This is a genomic window from Faecalimonas umbilicata (assembly GCF_004346095.1).
Lineage (GTDB): Bacteria > Bacillota > Clostridia > Lachnospirales > Lachnospiraceae > Faecalimonas > Faecalimonas umbilicata.
On sequence record NZ_SLZV01000008.1, the window covers coordinates 37,837 to 55,077 of the forward strand.

The 17,241-nt window shown below is 43.3% G+C and carries 12 protein-coding genes; all 12 read right to left on the reverse strand.

The annotated features are described in order from the left end of the window. Window position 1 precedes the first annotated feature (1 nt). The 12 genes from EDD74_RS05220 to EDD74_RS05275 all read right to left on the reverse strand — a co-directional run bounded on the left by EDD74_RS05220 (window position 2) and on the right by EDD74_RS05275 (window position 17,229). Complete coding sequence (locus EDD74_RS05220) at window positions 2-1,786, reverse strand: [Fe-Fe] hydrogenase large subunit C-terminal domain-containing protein (RefSeq protein WP_116441350.1); 1,785 nt, start codon at window positions 1,784-1,786, stop codon at window positions 2-4. A gap of 20 nt (window positions 1,787-1,806) precedes the next feature. Continuing rightward, complete coding sequence (locus EDD74_RS05225; protein WP_008975060.1) at window positions 1,807-2,298, reverse strand: NADH-quinone oxidoreductase subunit NuoE family protein; 492 nt, start codon at window positions 2,296-2,298, stop codon at window positions 1,807-1,809. Window positions 2,299-2,457: 159 nt separating this feature from the next. Next, window positions 2,458-5,184 carry an outer membrane protein assembly factor BamB family protein gene (locus EDD74_RS05230; RefSeq protein ID WP_116441349.1) on the reverse strand — a complete coding sequence of 909 codons (2,727 nt, stop codon included), beginning with the start codon at window positions 5,182-5,184 and terminating at the stop codon, window positions 2,458-2,460. 151 nt (window positions 5,185-5,335) lie between these two features. Then, the gene (locus EDD74_RS05235) at window positions 5,336-6,313 is read right to left on the reverse strand and encodes an ABC transporter ATP-binding protein (RefSeq protein WP_116441348.1); all 978 of its coding nucleotides are present in this window, start codon (window positions 6,311-6,313) and stop codon (window positions 5,336-5,338) included. A 2-nt stretch (window positions 6,314-6,315) separates the two neighbouring features. Then, complete coding sequence (locus tag EDD74_RS05240) at window positions 6,316-7,335, reverse strand: ABC transporter ATP-binding protein (RefSeq protein ID WP_116441347.1); 1,020 nt, start codon at window positions 7,333-7,335, stop codon at window positions 6,316-6,318. After that, window positions 7,335-8,231: an ABC transporter permease gene (locus tag EDD74_RS05245; protein WP_016440782.1), complete on the reverse strand. Its 897-nt coding sequence runs from the start codon at window positions 8,229-8,231 to the stop codon at window positions 7,335-7,337. Before EDD74_RS05245 ends, EDD74_RS05240 begins: the two co-directional genes overlap by 1 nt. An 11-nt stretch (window positions 8,232-8,242) precedes the next feature. After that, on the reverse strand, window positions 8,243-9,193 hold the full coding sequence (locus EDD74_RS05250) for an ABC transporter permease (RefSeq protein WP_116441346.1): 951 nt from the start codon (window positions 9,191-9,193) through the stop codon (window positions 8,243-8,245). A gap of 70 nt (window positions 9,194-9,263) precedes the next feature. Further along, complete coding sequence (locus EDD74_RS05255) at window positions 9,264-10,832, reverse strand: ABC transporter substrate-binding protein (RefSeq protein ID WP_116441345.1); 1,569 nt, start codon at window positions 10,830-10,832, stop codon at window positions 9,264-9,266. Between the two features lie 195 nt (window positions 10,833-11,027). After that, on the reverse strand, window positions 11,028-12,053 hold the full coding sequence (gene queA, locus EDD74_RS05260) for a tRNA preQ1(34) S-adenosylmethionine ribosyltransferase-isomerase QueA (protein ID WP_116441344.1): 1,026 nt from the start codon (window positions 12,051-12,053) through the stop codon (window positions 11,028-11,030). Next, window positions 12,034-12,720, reverse strand: coding sequence for an RDD family protein (locus tag EDD74_RS05265; RefSeq protein WP_116441343.1), 687 nt, complete (start codon window positions 12,718-12,720; stop codon window positions 12,034-12,036). Before EDD74_RS05265 ends, queA begins: the two co-directional genes overlap by 20 nt. After that, entirely contained in the window at window positions 12,701-13,690 is a 990-nt protein-coding gene (gene sppA / locus EDD74_RS05270; RefSeq protein WP_116441414.1) for a signal peptide peptidase SppA, read from the reverse strand. Before sppA ends, EDD74_RS05265 begins: the two co-directional genes overlap by 20 nt. A gap of 227 nt (window positions 13,691-13,917) precedes the next feature. Beyond that, window positions 13,918-17,229 carry an InlB B-repeat-containing protein gene (locus EDD74_RS05275; protein ID WP_116441342.1) on the reverse strand — a complete coding sequence of 1,104 codons (3,312 nt, stop codon included), beginning with the start codon at window positions 17,227-17,229 and terminating at the stop codon, window positions 13,918-13,920. Window positions 17,230-17,241: the final 12 nt, after the last annotated feature.

Below are 17,241 nucleotides of genomic sequence, written 5' to 3' on the forward strand. Positions count from 1 at the left end.
GCTAGTCCCCCTCTCCATCAAGGAGAATCGAATCCCGAAGCTTTGTCAGAGTCACTTTTGTCTCTGCAGTCGTCTCTCCTAACAGCCCGGCAATTTCCTGTGCGACCATCATCTGTTTATCAATGACACGCTGTGCCATCTCCACTGTCTCCATTTTCAGATTATAGTGTTTCTCTTTTGCTTTTTCTTCTTTTGTGATGTCCTGATAAATAATCAGCACCGACTCCATCTCCGGAATATATATGATCTTTTCCTCAGCTTTCATGCCTAACTGCTCCAGCTTCACTTTCTTGTATGTAATCGACTCTCTCGTCTGGAAAACGTCCTCTACATCTGCTGTATCCACAAAGTCATACAGATATCTTTCCAGCGCTTCTTCTCTGCTGATTTCGAGCAGTTCCTGTGCCTTCTTATTGCATTCCCGGATCCGCATCTCCCTATCTATAATAAAAATAAGATTCGGTGTCACATCCATTACTACATTCGACATGGACTCTGCTTTGGAAAGTGCATACGGCAGACACATACTATTCTCTGCTTTCTTCTGAAAAACTGCAATCGCCTTCTCCCGGCAGGTTGCGTATCCGCACGCACCACAGTTTAATTCATCCTTCTCAGAATACTTTCCTGTCTCTCTTAAAATTGCAGAAAGTTCCTCCTCGGTCGGAAGCTGCTCTTTTGGCGGATGCGGCGCAAATTGTCTGGAAAGTTCGACTTCCAAAGACTGTGGCTCATATTGTGCCTTCTGATGGGCAGCCACTCTCCGCTCCATCTCCACTTTTGCCTTGATAAACGACACATTCCATTTTCCAGATGCCGGTCCCTTGACACAGCCACCATCGCAGACATTCGCTTCGATAAAACAGTGCTCCAATTCGCCTCTTTTCAAACTTTCCAGCATTTCCATACAATTGTCCAGTCCATCAACATACACTTTGTGGTATTGTTTTTTTTCTCCACCTTGCTCTTTCTCCCGCATTTCGGAAGAATCCACCATCACAGACTGAAGGACTCCACCACTGACCGGATAAAGACGGTTCACACCACAATCCGGGTTTGCCACCGGAAGATCTTCACATTCTTCCAGAACAATCTGTTCTTCCTCCAGCCACTGTTCCAATTCCTCAAATGTCAGAATCGCATCTACTGCGCCAAACACGCGGGAATCTCCCATCGCCTCCTGCTTTTTCGCAATACAGGGACCGAGAAAGACAACCTTTGTCTGCTCCCCATACATTTTTTTGATCAGTCTTCCGTGGGCGATCATCGGAGAGACAACTGGAGCAAGCTGGTCTGTCAATTCCGGATAATACTTCTCCACAAGTTCATTCACACTTGGGCAACAAGTTGTAATGATATTTTTATACGTCCCTTCCCGCAGCAGTTTCTGATACTCTCTCGTGACAAGTGCCGCGCCTTCTGATGTCTCCCGCACTTCATCAAATCCAAGCTTCCGAAGTGCTCCGACAACCTGTCCCGGCGTCCGATAATTCATCACTCCCAAATACGATGGTGCGATTGATACGACAATCTTCATATTCTGTCGAATATAGGCTTTGATCAGTTCTAGATCACTTGCGAAACGCTTTGCATTCTGCGGACAGACTTCCAGGCATTTCCCGCAGTGAATACAGTGATCATTCATAATGTGCGCCTGCTCATGTCGGACAGAGATTGCCTTGACGCTACAATTTCTCACACATTTATAACAGTGCTTACAGCTCGCATTCTGAAAATCAATTACTTTCATTCCATTCACTCCATTCAAAAAAAGGACCTTTCCCATCGCAAGGTCCCTTCTTTTTGTTATTCATATTTTGCAAGAATCTCTTCTACATCTTCCGCTTTCACATGGTTGTACACATCGTCATTCACCATCAGAATCGGCGCCATGCCACATGCTCCAATGCACCGGCTTGCGTCCAGCGAAAATTTTCCATCGGCAGTACATTCTCCACCACCGATTCCAAGTACTTCCGTCAGCTTATTGTAGACATCTCCTGCTCCCTTCACAAAACATGCCGTTCCAAGACAGATCGATACCTGATATTTTCCCTTCGGGCTCAACGTAAACTGTGGATAGAAATCAACAACCTCCTCAATCTTGTGAAGCGGGATATCCATCTCATCCGAAATGATCGTCTGTACTTCCGTAGGAACATATCCATAAATCTCTTGTGCCTGCTGCAATACTGCCATCAATGCCCCCTGTTCGCTTTTTCTCTTTTCGATCACTTCACGCAGTACCGTCTCCTGTTCTTTCGTTCCCTGAAATGGAACTGTCGACTTATTTGCCATCTGAAAAACCTCCCTTGTTCTTATAACTATGTCAGTATACTGCATTCATCGTATCATAAATAGGCGCTTTTTGCCATATCGTTTCAAATTTTCATACAAAAAAACAGTCGGAAATGCTATCTTATCACATTTCCGACTGCGCCTCATCTAAAAAATGATTTATTCGTCTTTCTGCGTATCGTCCTTCTCTTTCTTGGAAGATTCTGCTTCGGAAGGTTCTACTTGAGAAGATTCTGTTTCGCAAGGTTCTGTTTCAGATTTCTGAACTTCTGGTTCTTCCTCGGATTCCTTCTGTTCTATCTTCTCTGAATCATCTGATTTTTCTGCCTCTTCCACAGGTATTACCTCTGTTTCAGGCATTTCCTCTGTTTCAGACGCTTCTGCTGCACCTTGACTCTGTGCCTCATGGATCTTGTTCCAGTCTTCTTCTTCTTTCTTCAAAAGTGCTTCTTCTTCCGGATCCGGGATATTCTCTACAAGCGGAAGCGCCGGCAATACCTGTGTCTTCTCTTCTTCCAGACCTTCTAAAGATGTCTCCGCCTTTTCTTCCTCATCTGGTTGTGATTCTGACAGTTCTTTTGCTTCTTCCTCAAGTTCAGCAAGTTCACTGTCCAGTTCCTTCTCCAGCTCTGGGTCTGCTTCTTCAGAACTAATCTCTTCTATAATTCCCGGAAGTTCCCCTTTCTCTCCACGAATCTTCTGGCGTTTGGCTTCGCGGATTTTTCTTGCTCTCGCCTCCATCAGCATAATAATGATCAAACCGATCAGCGCCGCAAGTGCTACCCCTGCCGCCACAAGTACCGGTGTCGGAAGCTTCGGCAACTGAAAAGAGTGTTTCTTTTCTTTCTCTGTATTCTTTGACACTTCTTTTTTATCTTCTGTATCTTCTTTTTCTGTCTCGCCAGCAGCTTTGTCTTTCTCTTTTGCGAGCACATATTCCCCGCCTTTTTCAAAGATCAAAGTTACCTTATCCCGATCTACTACAATCTCTGTTCCTTTGTCCAGATTGCTTCTCTCATAGAGGAACAATTTCTCTGCACCTTTTAACTGCTCTGGAAGCTGGTAGATAACCGTCACTTTCCCCGGAAAGTTTTTGCTCATCATGAATTCCAATACTTGGTACGCACCGATTTTGTCCGATTCCTTCTTGGAAAGCGTAACATTTTTCTCGATAAGTTTTGTAAAAAGCTCATTTTCCGGATTCTTTATATCTGCCCCTTTGATCTTGATGGAGTAATTATCGTACTCTAACGTCAGCTCAAAGTTCGGATTTTTAGAAAGGACAGTCAAAATTTCCTTGTCAAGCTTATATGGCTTACTTCCGTTGACAAGAGAATTGCTCCCACCCTTGATCGCTGCATTGATATTCTCAAGCAATGTCGGTTCAGCAATACTTCCCACTGTGTTTCCCGCTGAGGTTCCACCTGAACTTCCTGTGGACTGACTCTTGGAAGGATTTCTCGTTGTATTCTGATTCTCCGACCCGCTGTTGTCCGTAGTTCCTTGTGTATTGCCCTGCTGGTTCCCATCTGGTTTCGATGATTGATTCTCCTGCGGCGGATCTGTCTCCGGTTTCTCTGGCTCTTCCGGTTCTGCCGGAGGTTGCGGATCTGGATTTTCTGGCTCTACTGGAGGGTTGGGATCTGGCTCTACCGGAGGTTTTGGTTCTGGATTTTCCTCCTTCGGAACATCCACAGATGTGATCGTTCCATTTCCGGTATTTCCATAATACACTTTCCCATCATCGCCAATCAGAAGATAATCTTCTCCATTTTTCTTCGTCTCCGAAGTATAGACGGTCTCCACCGTCATCTTTTTGTCTGCGTCAAACTTGGCTACATATAAATTTGCATAGTCTTCTTCCTGTGTAAAATACACATAGAAATTCTCACCTGATTTTGTAACCGCCTGGCTAACGACCGGATGATCTGTCTTCTGTGACAGAATCTCAGTAGCATCAGATTCAGAGTACACCGCTATGTAACCCTGACCGCTTCCGCCTGTCACAAACACCTTCCCTTCCAGAATCGAAATAATCGCATTTCCTTTATCTGGCAGCGAAATAGTCGCTTTCTCTGTCACCTTCCCATCACTGCTGAGTGTAACCTTGTAAAGAATTCCTTCATCTGTCGCAAACCACACAGATCCATTTGCCTCTACAAGCGGACTTCTCACTTTCCCCGTGATGTCATCCTTCTTGTCTTTCACCTCTCCGGTCTTTGCATTTGCAAGTACCAGTTTTCCAGAGTCTCCTGCAAATAGTACATTCTCTCCGAGAATAGCTGCTTTTGTACCGATATAATTTCCTTCTTTTTGTTCTGCTGACTTCCACTCCGGTGCAACTGCATCAGTTCCTGTCCTAGAGTCTGTCTTAAATGCGGCAAAATATCCTGATACTTTCTGCTCCTGTGCCACCGGACTAAAACCTGCATAAATCATATGATCATGATATAAAATCTGGCTCTGTACCGAAAGTCCTTCCGCAGGCTTCTCTGTCAAAAATACAGAGCTTAGATCCGATGTCTTCACCGCCTGAATCCTTCCGTCTGAAAGTGGGACAAACAACATGCCATCCCCATTTTCGATGACTGCCGATTCGGATGCATCCGCTGCTAGTTCTGTGGAAGCAGTCTCCTTTCCGGTTGTGACATCAATTACTTTTAGTACATTTCCAACAGTCACATAGAACTGATTCTCTATCATAAGCGGAAGTGAGGTCTGTATCTCTGCTGCATCACTAATCGTCCAGTGAATCTCGGCCTTCTCTTTTGCATTCTCAGTTTCGGCAGCAGATACTGCCAACGGTGCGCAGCTTAATGCCATCGATAACGACAAAGCAGCGCATCCTACTCTGAGGGTTTCCCGATATTTCCGATTTGGTCTCATCTAGTTTCTCCCCTTATTTCTATTTCTGTCTCTAAAATATATCTGAGTCTAATCATTTCTATGTTACTCATCTTTTGCCCTGCTGTCAACCTCTCCGGAGTGATTTCCCAATTATTTCTATCGCTTCTTTCTCACTGTCACCATACAAAATCTACTTCTCTCCCACCAGATGACACGCCACTCGATGCCCTTTCTGTACCCCTCTCATTTCCGGTGTCTTTTCTTTACAAATCTCCTCCGCATATGGACAGCGCCCGCAGAATGCACATCCTTTCATTTCACCTGTGCGAACTGGCTGCTCCCCCCGCAGAATATTTCTTTTTCCTCGCACAATATACGGATCCGGTGCGGAAGCAAGCAATGCTTTGGTATACGGATGCAGCGGATTTTCAAAAAGACTTTCTGCATCTGCTTCTTCAACAAGTGTGCCAAGATACATCACACCAATTCTGTCTGAAATAAATCGAATCACACCAATATCATGGGAAATAAATAAAAGACTAATTCCTGATGTCTTCTGAATTTCCACCAACATATTTAAAATCTGTGCCTGTATCGATACATCGAGCGCTGATACCGGCTCATCACATACGATTAACTTAGGCTCTATCAACAGTGCACCTGCAATCCCAAGCCGCTGTACCTGTCCTCCAGAAAGTTCATGTGGATATCTGAAATAATGCTCCTCAGAAAGTCCAACTTGTTGGAGCACTTTTAGCGCCCGCTCTTTCCGTGCTGAAGCATTTTTTTCTCCGTGAACAATCAAAATCTCCTCAAGGATCGAACCAATCCTCTGACGTGGATTTAATGCAGAAAGTGTATTTTGAAACACCATCTGTAACTCTTTTCGTAGAGGGCGAAATTCCTTTTCGCTCAGTTTACAGAGATCTTTCCCCTGATAAAAGATTGAACCGGCATCCGGTTTGTCCAAGCCTACGATTGCACGCCCAGTTGTAGACTTTCCACATCCAGACTCCCCGACAAGCCCATATGTTTCTCCTTTTTTAATCTCAAATGTTATTCCATCTACCGCATACATTTGTTCTTTCTTTCCAAAAAACCTGCCTCCACTCCCATGTAACGGATATGTTTTTTTCAATCCTTTGACTTCCAGCAAACATTCTTCCATGCCTATGCTCCCCCCTTCTGTCCTTGTTTCTCTGCGTATTTCCAACATTTTACAAAATGTCCCGGCTGTACTTCCACAGATGGTGGCTGCTCGCTTCTGCACTGTTTCGTCGCTTCCGAACATCGCGTGCAGAAGTGGCATCCTTCCGGAACTTTCGAAAGAGGAGGCACCGTTCCCGGAATTGTCGGAAGTTTTTTCCCTTTTTCTACTCCTAAATGCGGAATACTTGCCAGAAGCCCCTTTGTATATGGATGAAGCGGCTCAGCAAACAGCCGATCTGTCTTCGCCTCCTCTACAATCTGACCAAGATACATTACTTTTACACTGTGACAAATTTGAGACACTACTCCCATGTCATGCGTAATAAACAACACCGACATTCCCAGTTTCTCATTCAGTTCCTGAATCAGATATAAAATCTGCTCCTGGATGGTAACATCAAGTGCAGTAGTCGGCTCATCTGCAATCAAAAGTTTCGGCTCACATGCCAATGCCATCGCAATCATTACCCTTTGCTGCATTCCTCCTGACAGTTCAAAAGGATATTTCTTCATACATGCTTCTGCACCTGGAATTCCTGTAAGTTCCAGCATTTGGACTGCACGCTTTCCTGCTTGCTGCTTTCCCATCTTTTTATGAAGCATTAAAATTTCACTTAACTGTTCACCGATTGTATGTACTGGACTTAGCGAATTTAGTGGATCCTGAAAAATAATAGAAATCTGATTTCCCCTGATCTTCTGCATACCTGAAAGTGATTTTTTCAAAAGATCTTCTCTCTCAAAAAGAATCTCTCCATTATACTTTACCACTGTATCATGATCTCTCAGCCTCAAGATAGACTGTGACATCACACTTTTTCCAGAACCAGACTCTCCTACAATGCCTGTGATTTCCCCCGGCGCTACTGAAAAACTCACACTGTCTACCGCTGCAAGCCATTTCTTATGAACCGAAAAGAAAACACTTAAATCCTTTACTTCCAGTATTGTCTCTTCGCTCTGTTTCATTTGCTCTTCCATTATTTTTTCGCCCCTCCTTTTACTCTTGGATCCAGATAGTCTCTTAGCCCGTCCCCAAACAGATTCAGGCTCAGTACACATAGGATTACTGCTATACCCGGGCAGAGCATTGTCCATGGTGCCTTTGAAAACACAAGCTTACTTGCCTGAAGCATATTTCCCCAACTCGCCGCAGGAGCCGGAACACCTGCCCCTAGAAAGCTGAGTGATGCCTCTGATATAATTGCCTGTGCGAAAATGAAAGATGCCTGCACAATCAATGGTGACACAACTCCCGGCAAAATTAATTTCCACAATATGCGGAGTGTACCGAACCCCTGCACCTTTGCCGCCTCGACATACGGCTGTTCCCGGATGACCATCGCACTCGCCCTCACCGTTCTCGCCACACTCGGCGTATAGACAACAGTCAGAGCAATCACGACGTTCCAGCTTGATGCTCCAAGTCCTGCAATCAATGCGATCGCCAAAAGGATTCCCGGAATTGCGATCAATCCATCGCAGATTCTCATCAAAATCTGATCCAATATTTTAAAATAACTTGCATATATTCCAATAATTGTTCCCAGCAGGCAGGAAAACACAGCCACACAGCCCCCCACCCACAACGACACTCTCGCTCCGTACATCAGACGGATAAAAATATCTCTTCCAAACTCGTCTGTCCCGAGAAGATATTTTCCTCCCGGCGCTTTCAATCTCTCTGCCACTGTCATCGCATTTGGATCAACAGAACTAAAAATCGGAATCAAAACTGCCGCAAGCAAGATCAGCATAAATCCGGTAAATCCAATTATCAGCGCCGGACTTGCAAGCAAACGTTCTTTTCGAATCTGCCGCTGTTCTTTTATAATCAGTCCACTCGATTCTGAAATAGTTTTTCTTGTAAAATGCATCTTATCTCCTCCTATCTGCGCCCCGGCCGAAGTCTCGGATCTACAAATCCATATAAAATATCGACCGCAAGATTAACAAACACATATAGACATGTGACAAACAAAACAACTCCCTGTATCACAAATACATCTCTCCGGTTGATAGATCCAATTGTCAGCATTCCAAGTCCCGGAATATTAAAGAGCGTTTCCGTCACAATCGTTCCAGTGATCAGACTGCCAAAAGACTGTCCAACCGCCGTAAGGATAGCCGGAGCTGCATTTTTCAGTCCATATTTCATGATGACTGCCCACTCTTTCAATCCTTTCGCTCTGCCGGTATGGATATAATTTTTATAAAGTACATCCAAAAGCGCTGCCCTTGTCATTCTTGTAATATAAGCAGCTTGCACAATTCCAAGTGACAATGCCGGAACAAACAGATATTTCAAATGTTCCCCCAGCCCTTCCGACAGCACCGCATAGCCTGCAACCGGAAACCACTGATTATATACACTGAGAAATAACATCAAAAACATACTCAGCAAAAATCCCGGAAGTGCCACCCCTAGCAGCGAAACAGATACTGCTGTCAAATCAAATGCAGTTCCTCTTTTGTATGCTGCAATAATTCCCATCGGCACTGCAAGTATAATAGCAATAACCTGAGCGAAAATAGCAAGGCTTAATGTAGGTGGAAAATATTCCCGGATTGACTCCAGCACAGACTGGTGCAGAAAATAAGACTCTCCCCAGTTTCCCTGCAGTACATTACCAAACCAGTCCACATACTGTACAAGGAACGGCCTGTCAAATCCTAGTTCCGTATTCAATTCTGCAATCTGCTCCGGTGTAGCTTCCATCCCAAGCAGCGCTGTCGCCGGTCCTCCCGGAATCATATAGACGACGAGAAACGCCACGCAGGATACCACAAACAGCACCGGGAGCAAAGATAAAAATCGTTTCCATATATAAGATAACATTGTCTTTCCCTCTCCTTCACCGAAAAGCGGCGGAGTGCCTTTTTTGCATCCCGCCGTCTTCTTTTTTCTACTATTTTGTCGTTGTCGCATTCCAGTAGATTGGGAATCTCAAATATCCCACATCTTCTACCTCTGCACGCATTGCGCTGATTCCTGTGTAATGTCCAATAACCGTTGCTGCTCCGTATTCGTATAAGAATGTCTGCAAATCTGCCCATGCAGCAGAAGCATCTTCCGCATTTGCTGCAGAACGAATCTTCTCGATTCCTTCTGATACTTCCGGTCTGTCAAGCCCTGCCCATCCTTTATCTAGTACAGACAATTGGATTGGCAACATGTTATAGCTATTACTTGTAATAAACATAGAATACTGCTTCGGATCTGCACGGTGTTCCATGAATGTACTGAAGTCATAGCTTTCTACTTCCGCATTAATTCCAGCTTTCTTTAACTGTTCCTGAACAACAAGTGTTGCATTATACATTTCTTGATAATCTGGTGTTGTGACAAGCACAAGTTTTTCGTTATTGTATCCAGCTTTTTGGAGTAACTCTTTTGCTTTATCTACATCATTCTGATTGTAATATTCTTTTCCTGCATCCGTTCCCCACTGTGCATCTGTCGGAATGCTCCAACTTGCATTTGCTTCAAAGAGGTCTGGATTTCCATAACTTGCAAGCAAAATATCTTCACAATTTAATGCCGCCAAAACTGCCTGTCGCATATTGACATCTGCCATGATTCCTTCTGTTGTATTTAAGAACAGATTCAGTGTACCGCCGCGTTCTACACTCATTTCCAAATTTTTATCTTTGGAAAGTTCTTCATAGTTATCTGCTGGAATCTCTTCCGCAATATCATACTGTCCGCTCTGTACTCCGGCAATCCTTGTTGCCGTATCTGTCACAACGTCAAAGTAAAGTGTTTCCGTGGCAGCTTTCTTCTCCCCCGCAAGTCCGGTAGATACCTCTTCTGCCGGCTGATATGCTTCATTCTTCTCAAGCTTTACATACTGATCCTGCTTCCAATCTGCTACCTTATACGGACCAGTTCCAATATATTCCTTAATTCCTTCTGCTGTAGCTGTCTCTGCCACGTCTGCCGGATAGATTGCTGCAAACTGGATTGGACTTGCAAGAATCATGATGATATCTGAGGAAGCCTGATTCACTTTCAATGTCACTGTATAATCATCCACCTTCTCAAATACAGAGCCTCCAATCAATGTTTTTGCTTTTGCAGAAACTTCCAACCATCTGTTCATAGAAGCAACGACATCGTCTGCCTTCATCTCTTCTCCATTGTGAAACTTTACACCCTCGCGAAGTTTGATCGTATAGACCGTTCCATCCTCACTGACTTCATAAGATTTTGCAAGCACTGGTGTCGGTTCATAATTTTCACTCATTGCAAACAACGGCTCATAAATATGAACTCCAAGTCCTCCTACAATATTGGAATTGATTGACTGAGGGTCAAGAGATGGTGGATTTGCAGAAATTGCAATATGCATTTCTGATTCTTTTGTTTCCTTCTTTTCTGCGGTTCCCTTGTTCTCCTTTGCACCACCGCATCCTGTAAACAACAGCGACATACACATCGTTGCTGACAGAAGACCTGCTATTACTTTTCTTTTCATAAACGTATTTCCTCCTGAATTTTTCCTTGAAAAATCTCTGTAGCATCTTGATATCCGGCATCCTACCGGAACCATACCTATTTTAACGGAAGATTCTTTTTTCGTCTAATTGATTTTTTCTGCAAAAACTTATTGTTTATCGATTTTATCAATAGAAAAAAGTGATCAATCCTACCAACTGATCACTTTGCCTTTTTACCGGATAAACATCGCATCTCCAAAACTAAAGAAACGATATCTTTCTTTAATTGCTTCCTCATATGCATTTAATACATGCTCTCTTCCTGCTAATGCCGAAACAAGCATAACAAGTGTAGATTCTGGCAGATGGAAGTTTGTAATCAGACAATCCAGTACTTTAAACTGATACCCCGGATAAATAAAAATATCCGTCCATCCACTCACGGGTGCGATCGTTCCATCTTCTTTTGCCGCAGACTCAATAGTACGGCAGCTTGTAGTACCGACCGCAATGACTCTTTTGCCATTTGCTTTTGCAGTGTTGATCTTCTCTGCTGCCTCTTCCTCAATCTGATAGAACTCAGAATGCATGTGGTGTTCTAAAATATTATCTACTTTCACCGGACGGAATGTCCCTAGACCTACATGCAAGGTCACTCTCGCAATCTGCACTCCTTTTTCCTCAATCTTCTTTAACAGCTCCGGGGTAAAATGAAGTCCTGCTGTCGGCGCCGCTGCAGAACCGCTGTGTTTTGCATAAACCGTCTGGTATCGGTTCTTATCTTCCAACTGATGTGTAATGTACGGCGGAAGCGGCATCTGTCCAAGCCGGTCAAGGATTTCTTCAAAAATCCCTTCATATTCAAAATGGATCAGACGATTTCCTTCTTCTACAATATCCACCACTTCTCCGACTAACAATCCGTCCCCAAAGCTGATCCTTGTTCCCATCTTAGCCTTTTTCCCAGGTTTTACCAATGTCTCCCAGACATCGTTTTCCTTTCTCTTTAACAGCAATACTTCAATCTTTGCATCTGTTCCGATTTTGGAACCGATCAGCCTTGCCGGGATCACTTTCGTGTCATTGATTACAAGGCAGTCCCCCGCCTCAAGATAATCTATGATTTCTCGGAACACATGATGTTCTGTCTTTCCCGTCTCCTTATCCAGTACAAGCAATCTGGAACTGGATCGATCCTCCAGCGGATCCTGCGCGATCAATTCCTCCGGTAAATCAAAATTAAAATCTTCTTTTCTCATCTTCCGTCTCCTTCACTTCTTGTCGTTCTTCTATCTTCTCATCCATTCTGTCGCCCTGCATCTGCCGGCAAACTTCTCTATCTACTTTCTCCACGCTCTGTCTCTGCTCTGATTCTGCCTGCACAGCTGGATTCTGCATAGGATGATGTGGCATCCCATATGATCCCTGCGGTACTCCGCTATTGACAACTGTCACTTTCACTCGCTTCTCGTAAATCACGCGCGTACCACAAATCATATCATGCAATCCCCTCTTCTGTCCATCAATTCCTGCCATGATATATCCGATTCCCCAAAAAAAGCTGCACAGAAATCTTCCGATCGTTTCTCGATAGATTACATTAAAAAGTGTAAGTTTCTCTCCTGTTTCCGCGACTACACGGAGATTCATCAGCTTTTTCCCAAGTGTTGTACCGGTATAATACGTCAGCAAAATATAATACAACACTCCGCCAAGATACAGATAAATATCCTTGATCGTATACGAAAACAACACCCTATACTCCAAAAGTTCCGTCGGAAAGAGCAGCGAAAGCAAAGCAAGCGGAATCCTTGCAAACAACAAGATTCCTCCAACTATTACCATATCAATCAAGTGCGCCGCCATCCGGACAAAAAATCCTGCACATACAGCCGGCTCTCCGGCTTTATTGTAACTGTTCTGCATAATACATCAGCACCCCGCTTCCAAGATCCTCATTCCATTCCGTCAGCACTTCCGCCTCAGATTTTGGTTTGAGTGTCTCCAGTTTAGAAAACAAAGATGCGAGCGGAGACACTCCCTGCTCAGGTTCATAAAATGTTGTACATCCTGTTTCCTGTTCCATTGCTTCCTGCATTTCCTCATACAGACTAATCTCATCGATCAACCCATTTGCTTTTGCCTGTTTTGCGGTGTAAGTTCTCCCATCTGCAATTTCTCTGACAGTCTCTTCTGTCATCTTTCTTCCATCTGCAACAATTTCCACAAACCGATCAAAAGACTCATCAACAGAACTCTGGTAAATCGCAATCTGTTCCTCTGTCAGCTTACTCATATCTTTATTTTTTCCGCTAGTAATACTCACAGAGCGGATTCCCAGTTTCTCATACAGTCCACTCATATCGTATCCGGACATAATCACACCAATCGACCCCGTTGTCGTATTGGGATTCGCATAGATCTTATCGGATGGTGCAGAAATATAATACCCGCCAGACGCTGCATAATGCTCCATGTAAGTCCAAACCGGACGTCCGGTTTCTTCTTTATATGCTACTAATTTCCGGTATAATTCCTCCGACTCATATACGGTTCCTCCCGGAGAATCAACTCGAAGTAAAATCCCCTGATTTTTCTGATCCTCCATCATCCGGTCAATATAATCCAATGTGGTATCATGCTGATAGCCTGCCACAGTATCAAATATACCGTTGGAAGAAGTCTGTTCCTGAATCGTCCCTTCCACAGCAACAATTCCAATATATGGTTCTCCCGGAAGGGTTGTCGTATTTCCTCCTAACAGCGCATCCTCTGTCTTTTTTGCCGTATCCGCCAACATTCGCTCAGATAATGTATTTGTCAGCACACTGGAAACTCCTGTCACAATAAAAAGTCCTGCGGCAACAACCGCACCTATGATCTGTTTTTGATTCATCTTCTGTTCATCCTTTCTTGCCTTTTCCATTTCCTGCAACTGCTATTTCTTATTCTACCATAGGAAAAAAAGAAAGTCATCAAAAGTTGTTCATCAACAAAATAAACTATAGTGTTGCGTAAGAGTCACCCTTTTTTCTCCATTAGCAACGTATACCACCAACTAAAAATACACCTTACTAAAAATCTCTCAGCAAGGTGTATTTTCATAAATGCTTTTATCTATTATTAATTTTCTTTTCTATTTGCTGTTTTCCTGTTTCTTTTTGAAACACAAAAACAAATCATAATGATGCCTCCCGATACTATCAGCAGCAAAATCAACCCGGTAACTACAACAGGGTCTCCTGTTTTTACCGACTCTCCCTTACTTGGTTTTTGAGCTGTTTGCCCATTCGGCTTTTCTCCATCCGGTTTTGGCTGTTCTGGGTTTGGTTTTTCCGGACTTGGCTGCTCTGGGTTTGGCTGCTCTGGGTTTGGCTGTTCTGGGTTCGGCTGCTCTGGGTTTGGCTGTTCTGGGTTCGGCTGCTCTGGGTTCGGCTGTTCTGGGTTTGGCTGCTCTGGATCTGGTTGTTCCGGAACAGATGCCAAAAATTCAGCAGCTCCAATATCAGGCTTTCCATCGGCAAGGCTGTTTCCAAAGAAATCTTTGTCATATCCAACCCCATTGATTTGCGGGAAGTTATTTCCCACCACATAATCAATACTATTTCCATTTTTCGCCTGCTCAAAAAGATCTCTTGGAGACATACCTCTTCCGTCAACTAACTCTGTACCTCCAAAATGTTTCCATGCTTCATCCACTGTAATTCCCTTGTCGATCAACACGGAAGTATCTTCCAATTTATATCCATCCAGAGCTCCAGAGGATCCGGTTACTGCTGTTTTACTCTCATTTACTTCCGGGCCGGTTCCAGGTGCTGTCAGACCTGCATCTTCCGCTTTCAGTGGGTTATCATCCCCCTCAAACGCCTCTATCCCACCAGTATATGCATTATTATATAATTTCATATACGTTGTCAGATTTTGTGTTTCTCCTCCATAGAATTTCTGTCCTTCTGGGTAGTGGAACACATTATTAAATGCAAAGGTATCATTTACCCCTTGTCCAGCTCCTGTATTTGATAAGAAGAAGACTCCCTTCTCTAAAAGCTGATCTGAGTAAATTGTGTTGTTATAAATCATAGTTCCTTTTGGACATCCCTGTGCAAATTCAAATGTTTTATCACGGTCATTCTGACTGATATTGTAGCGCACTGTCGCTCCTGTATGCGGATACCCACCCATAATAAGCATAAATCCACCTTCGTTATTGTGGCTGTAATTATACTGCATAACCGAGTTTGAAGATGCATGGTCACAGTCTAATCCCTGACCATCCGTTGTTCCATGTGTCTCATATGCTTCATTATATTGCAACACTGTATTCGCTGCTTCAAATGGCCAGATACCAACATTATATCCTGTATTCTGATACCGACAATCTCTTACCAGGTTATGTTCAATCAATGCCCCATCTGTATCTCTGACTGTAATTCCATCTCCTCCGATTTTCTCCATATAGTTGTCTCTTACAACTACGTTGGTCGATGGATACCAGTTTACAGGGACACCCGGATCATTCTTTTCCCACTGGTTACACCACTGTGAACTGATCAACTTAATTCCAGATCTGTCCACTCTCTCAAATGTACATCCCGAAATTAAAATCTGATCATATTTGCTTGGAACTCCTGTTAATGTTCCATTTTGTATATTTGCTTTTACATCGAAGAAAATTCCACCATTCCACTTCGATTTAATATTTCCATTAATGTCATGAATATAGCAATCTTCAATTCGAATATCTGAAGCGGTTCCAAAATCACGGATTGACACGTTAATTGCTCTTAACGCTTTTTCCTGATTGTTGCTTCCATTCAACTCAAAATTTTGATTATACTTTTGATCTAAGTTTGTAATTTCTAAGCGATTAATATGGATATACTGCTGATTATATAATGAAATTACATTTTCAACTTCTCCGTTTCCTTCCAGTCTTGGCAGTTCCCCTTCTCCGTAAGAACTGATTTCGATTGGCTGTTCTGCACTTCCCATTCCCTGAAATGCTAACTGTTCCCCACGGAATACACTTCCACATTTTAATAAAATACGATCACCCGGAACAAACAAATTATGTTCTTTAATTCTCCCTAATGTTCTCCACGCTTCTTTTTCCGATGTCCCGACAGATTGATCGTTTCCACCTTCAGAGTCTACATAAAATGTTTTCGCTTCTCTCACCGTATCATCTTCAAACACAGCATTGACTCTCAGTTTTTCAAACTCTCCCGCCGGCATCACAAATTTATTATCTACAATCGAAAGGCTTTCCATTCCCTCCACCTGATATTCTTTGAAGCGATAGCCCGCTTTCGGAATCGTCTGGAGTGTAACCGTATCACCTTCTTTTGCTTCCGCAACATCTGAAACTGCTGTTCCGGCACGATGTTCCAAATCTTCCTGCCCATTGTAAATTGTTACAACTTCAATAGGTTTCTTTTCGCAAATTTTCTCTACGAGCAGATTGTCAAATCCCATTGACGCTCCCTGTGTCATATTCCATAACTGAACTTTCGGTGTCATCCCACCCCAGTTGTTCTGTTCTGTATAAGCTACAAGTTCTTGACCATTTGCAGAAACTCTGACCTCATTTTTTACCACAGTGATTTCTATATGTGCATATTGCTCCGTCAACTGAAACGCTGCTTTTTTTAATTCTACATTCGTTCCGTCAATTTTTCTCAACATCAAGCTTCCCTGAGAATTAATCGCTACTACATAACGTTGTGTACTTTGTTCTCCACCACGAAAAGCAATCTGCATTGTACCCGAAGTTTGCGTAACTCTCCTTACATCCACAGAAATCCGATAGCCTTCCTGTGCCGAAACCTGACTCCAGTCAATAGCCGGCTCATAGAAATTGCTTCCTTGTCCTTCCGGGATATCTACCACCAATTCTCCGTTAGAAATGTGAACTCCTCCTGGAAGCGCAGCTCCTGGTTCTCCTCCAAAATCATCAAAAAAGACTTCATCTTTCCCTGGCTCCCTTGTTGTAAAATACGCCTTTACAACTACCGTAGGGAATTTTTCATTTAGTTGAAAACGGTTGTTATCGATTGTTACCAGATTATCTGTATTGGTATCATACCGTTGAAAGACATATCCATGATTTGCTTTTACAGTTAATGTCACCCACTCTCCGGAATGTCCTGACAATTTATCTGCGGTCAATGTTCCGCCAATATGTTCTTCATCTAATTTTCCGTCTGTATAAGTTTCTAGAACAACCTTACATTCTGTCGCTGCCGCCTGTTCCTCTGTTTGTACCATCTCTTCTTGTGGTACTATTTCTTCTGATTGAATTTCAACCTGTTCTTCTGTCACAATCTCCGACACATTTTGTTGTTCTTCTGCCGCAACCGCATACTCCAGCGAACCTCCAGCCAAAAGCGTTGCAGTCAAAATCATACACGAGATTCTCTTTTTCATATGTTTCATTTGCTTTCTCCT

Coding starts and splice junctions, on each gene's coding strand:
- EDD74_RS05220 (WP_116441350.1), bottom strand. CDS start 1,786: ATGGGAAAGGTCCTTTTTTTGAATGGAGTGAATGGAATGAAAGTAATT.
- EDD74_RS05225 (WP_008975060.1), bottom strand. CDS start 2,298: ATGGCAAATAAGTCGACAGTTCCATTTCAGGGAACGAAAGAACAGGAG.
- EDD74_RS05230 (WP_116441349.1), bottom strand. CDS start 5,184: ATGAGACCAAATCGGAAATATCGGGAAACCCTCAGAGTAGGATGCGCT.
- EDD74_RS05235 (WP_116441348.1), bottom strand. CDS start 6,313: ATGGAAGAATGTTTGCTGGAAGTCAAAGGATTGAAAAAAACATATCCG.
- EDD74_RS05240 (WP_116441347.1), bottom strand. CDS start 7,335: ATGGAAGAGCAAATGAAACAGAGCGAAGAGACAATACTGGAAGTAAAG.
- EDD74_RS05245 (WP_016440782.1), bottom strand. CDS start 8,231: ATGCATTTTACAAGAAAAACTATTTCAGAATCGAGTGGACTGATTATA.
- EDD74_RS05250 (WP_116441346.1), bottom strand. CDS start 9,193: ATGTTATCTTATATATGGAAACGATTTTTATCTTTGCTCCCGGTGCTG.
- EDD74_RS05255 (WP_116441345.1), bottom strand. CDS start 10,832: ATGAAAAGAAAAGTAATAGCAGGTCTTCTGTCAGCAACGATGTGTATG.
- queA (WP_116441344.1), bottom strand. CDS start 12,053: ATGAGAAAAGAAGATTTTAATTTTGATTTACCGGAGGAATTGATCGCG.
- EDD74_RS05265 (WP_116441343.1), bottom strand. CDS start 12,720: ATGCAGAACAGTTACAATAAAGCCGGAGAGCCGGCTGTATGTGCAGGA.
- sppA (WP_116441414.1), bottom strand. CDS start 13,690: ATGAATCAAAAACAGATCATAGGTGCGGTTGTTGCCGCAGGACTTTTT.
- EDD74_RS05275 (WP_116441342.1), bottom strand. CDS start 17,229: ATGAAACATATGAAAAAGAGAATCTCGTGTATGATTTTGACTGCAACG.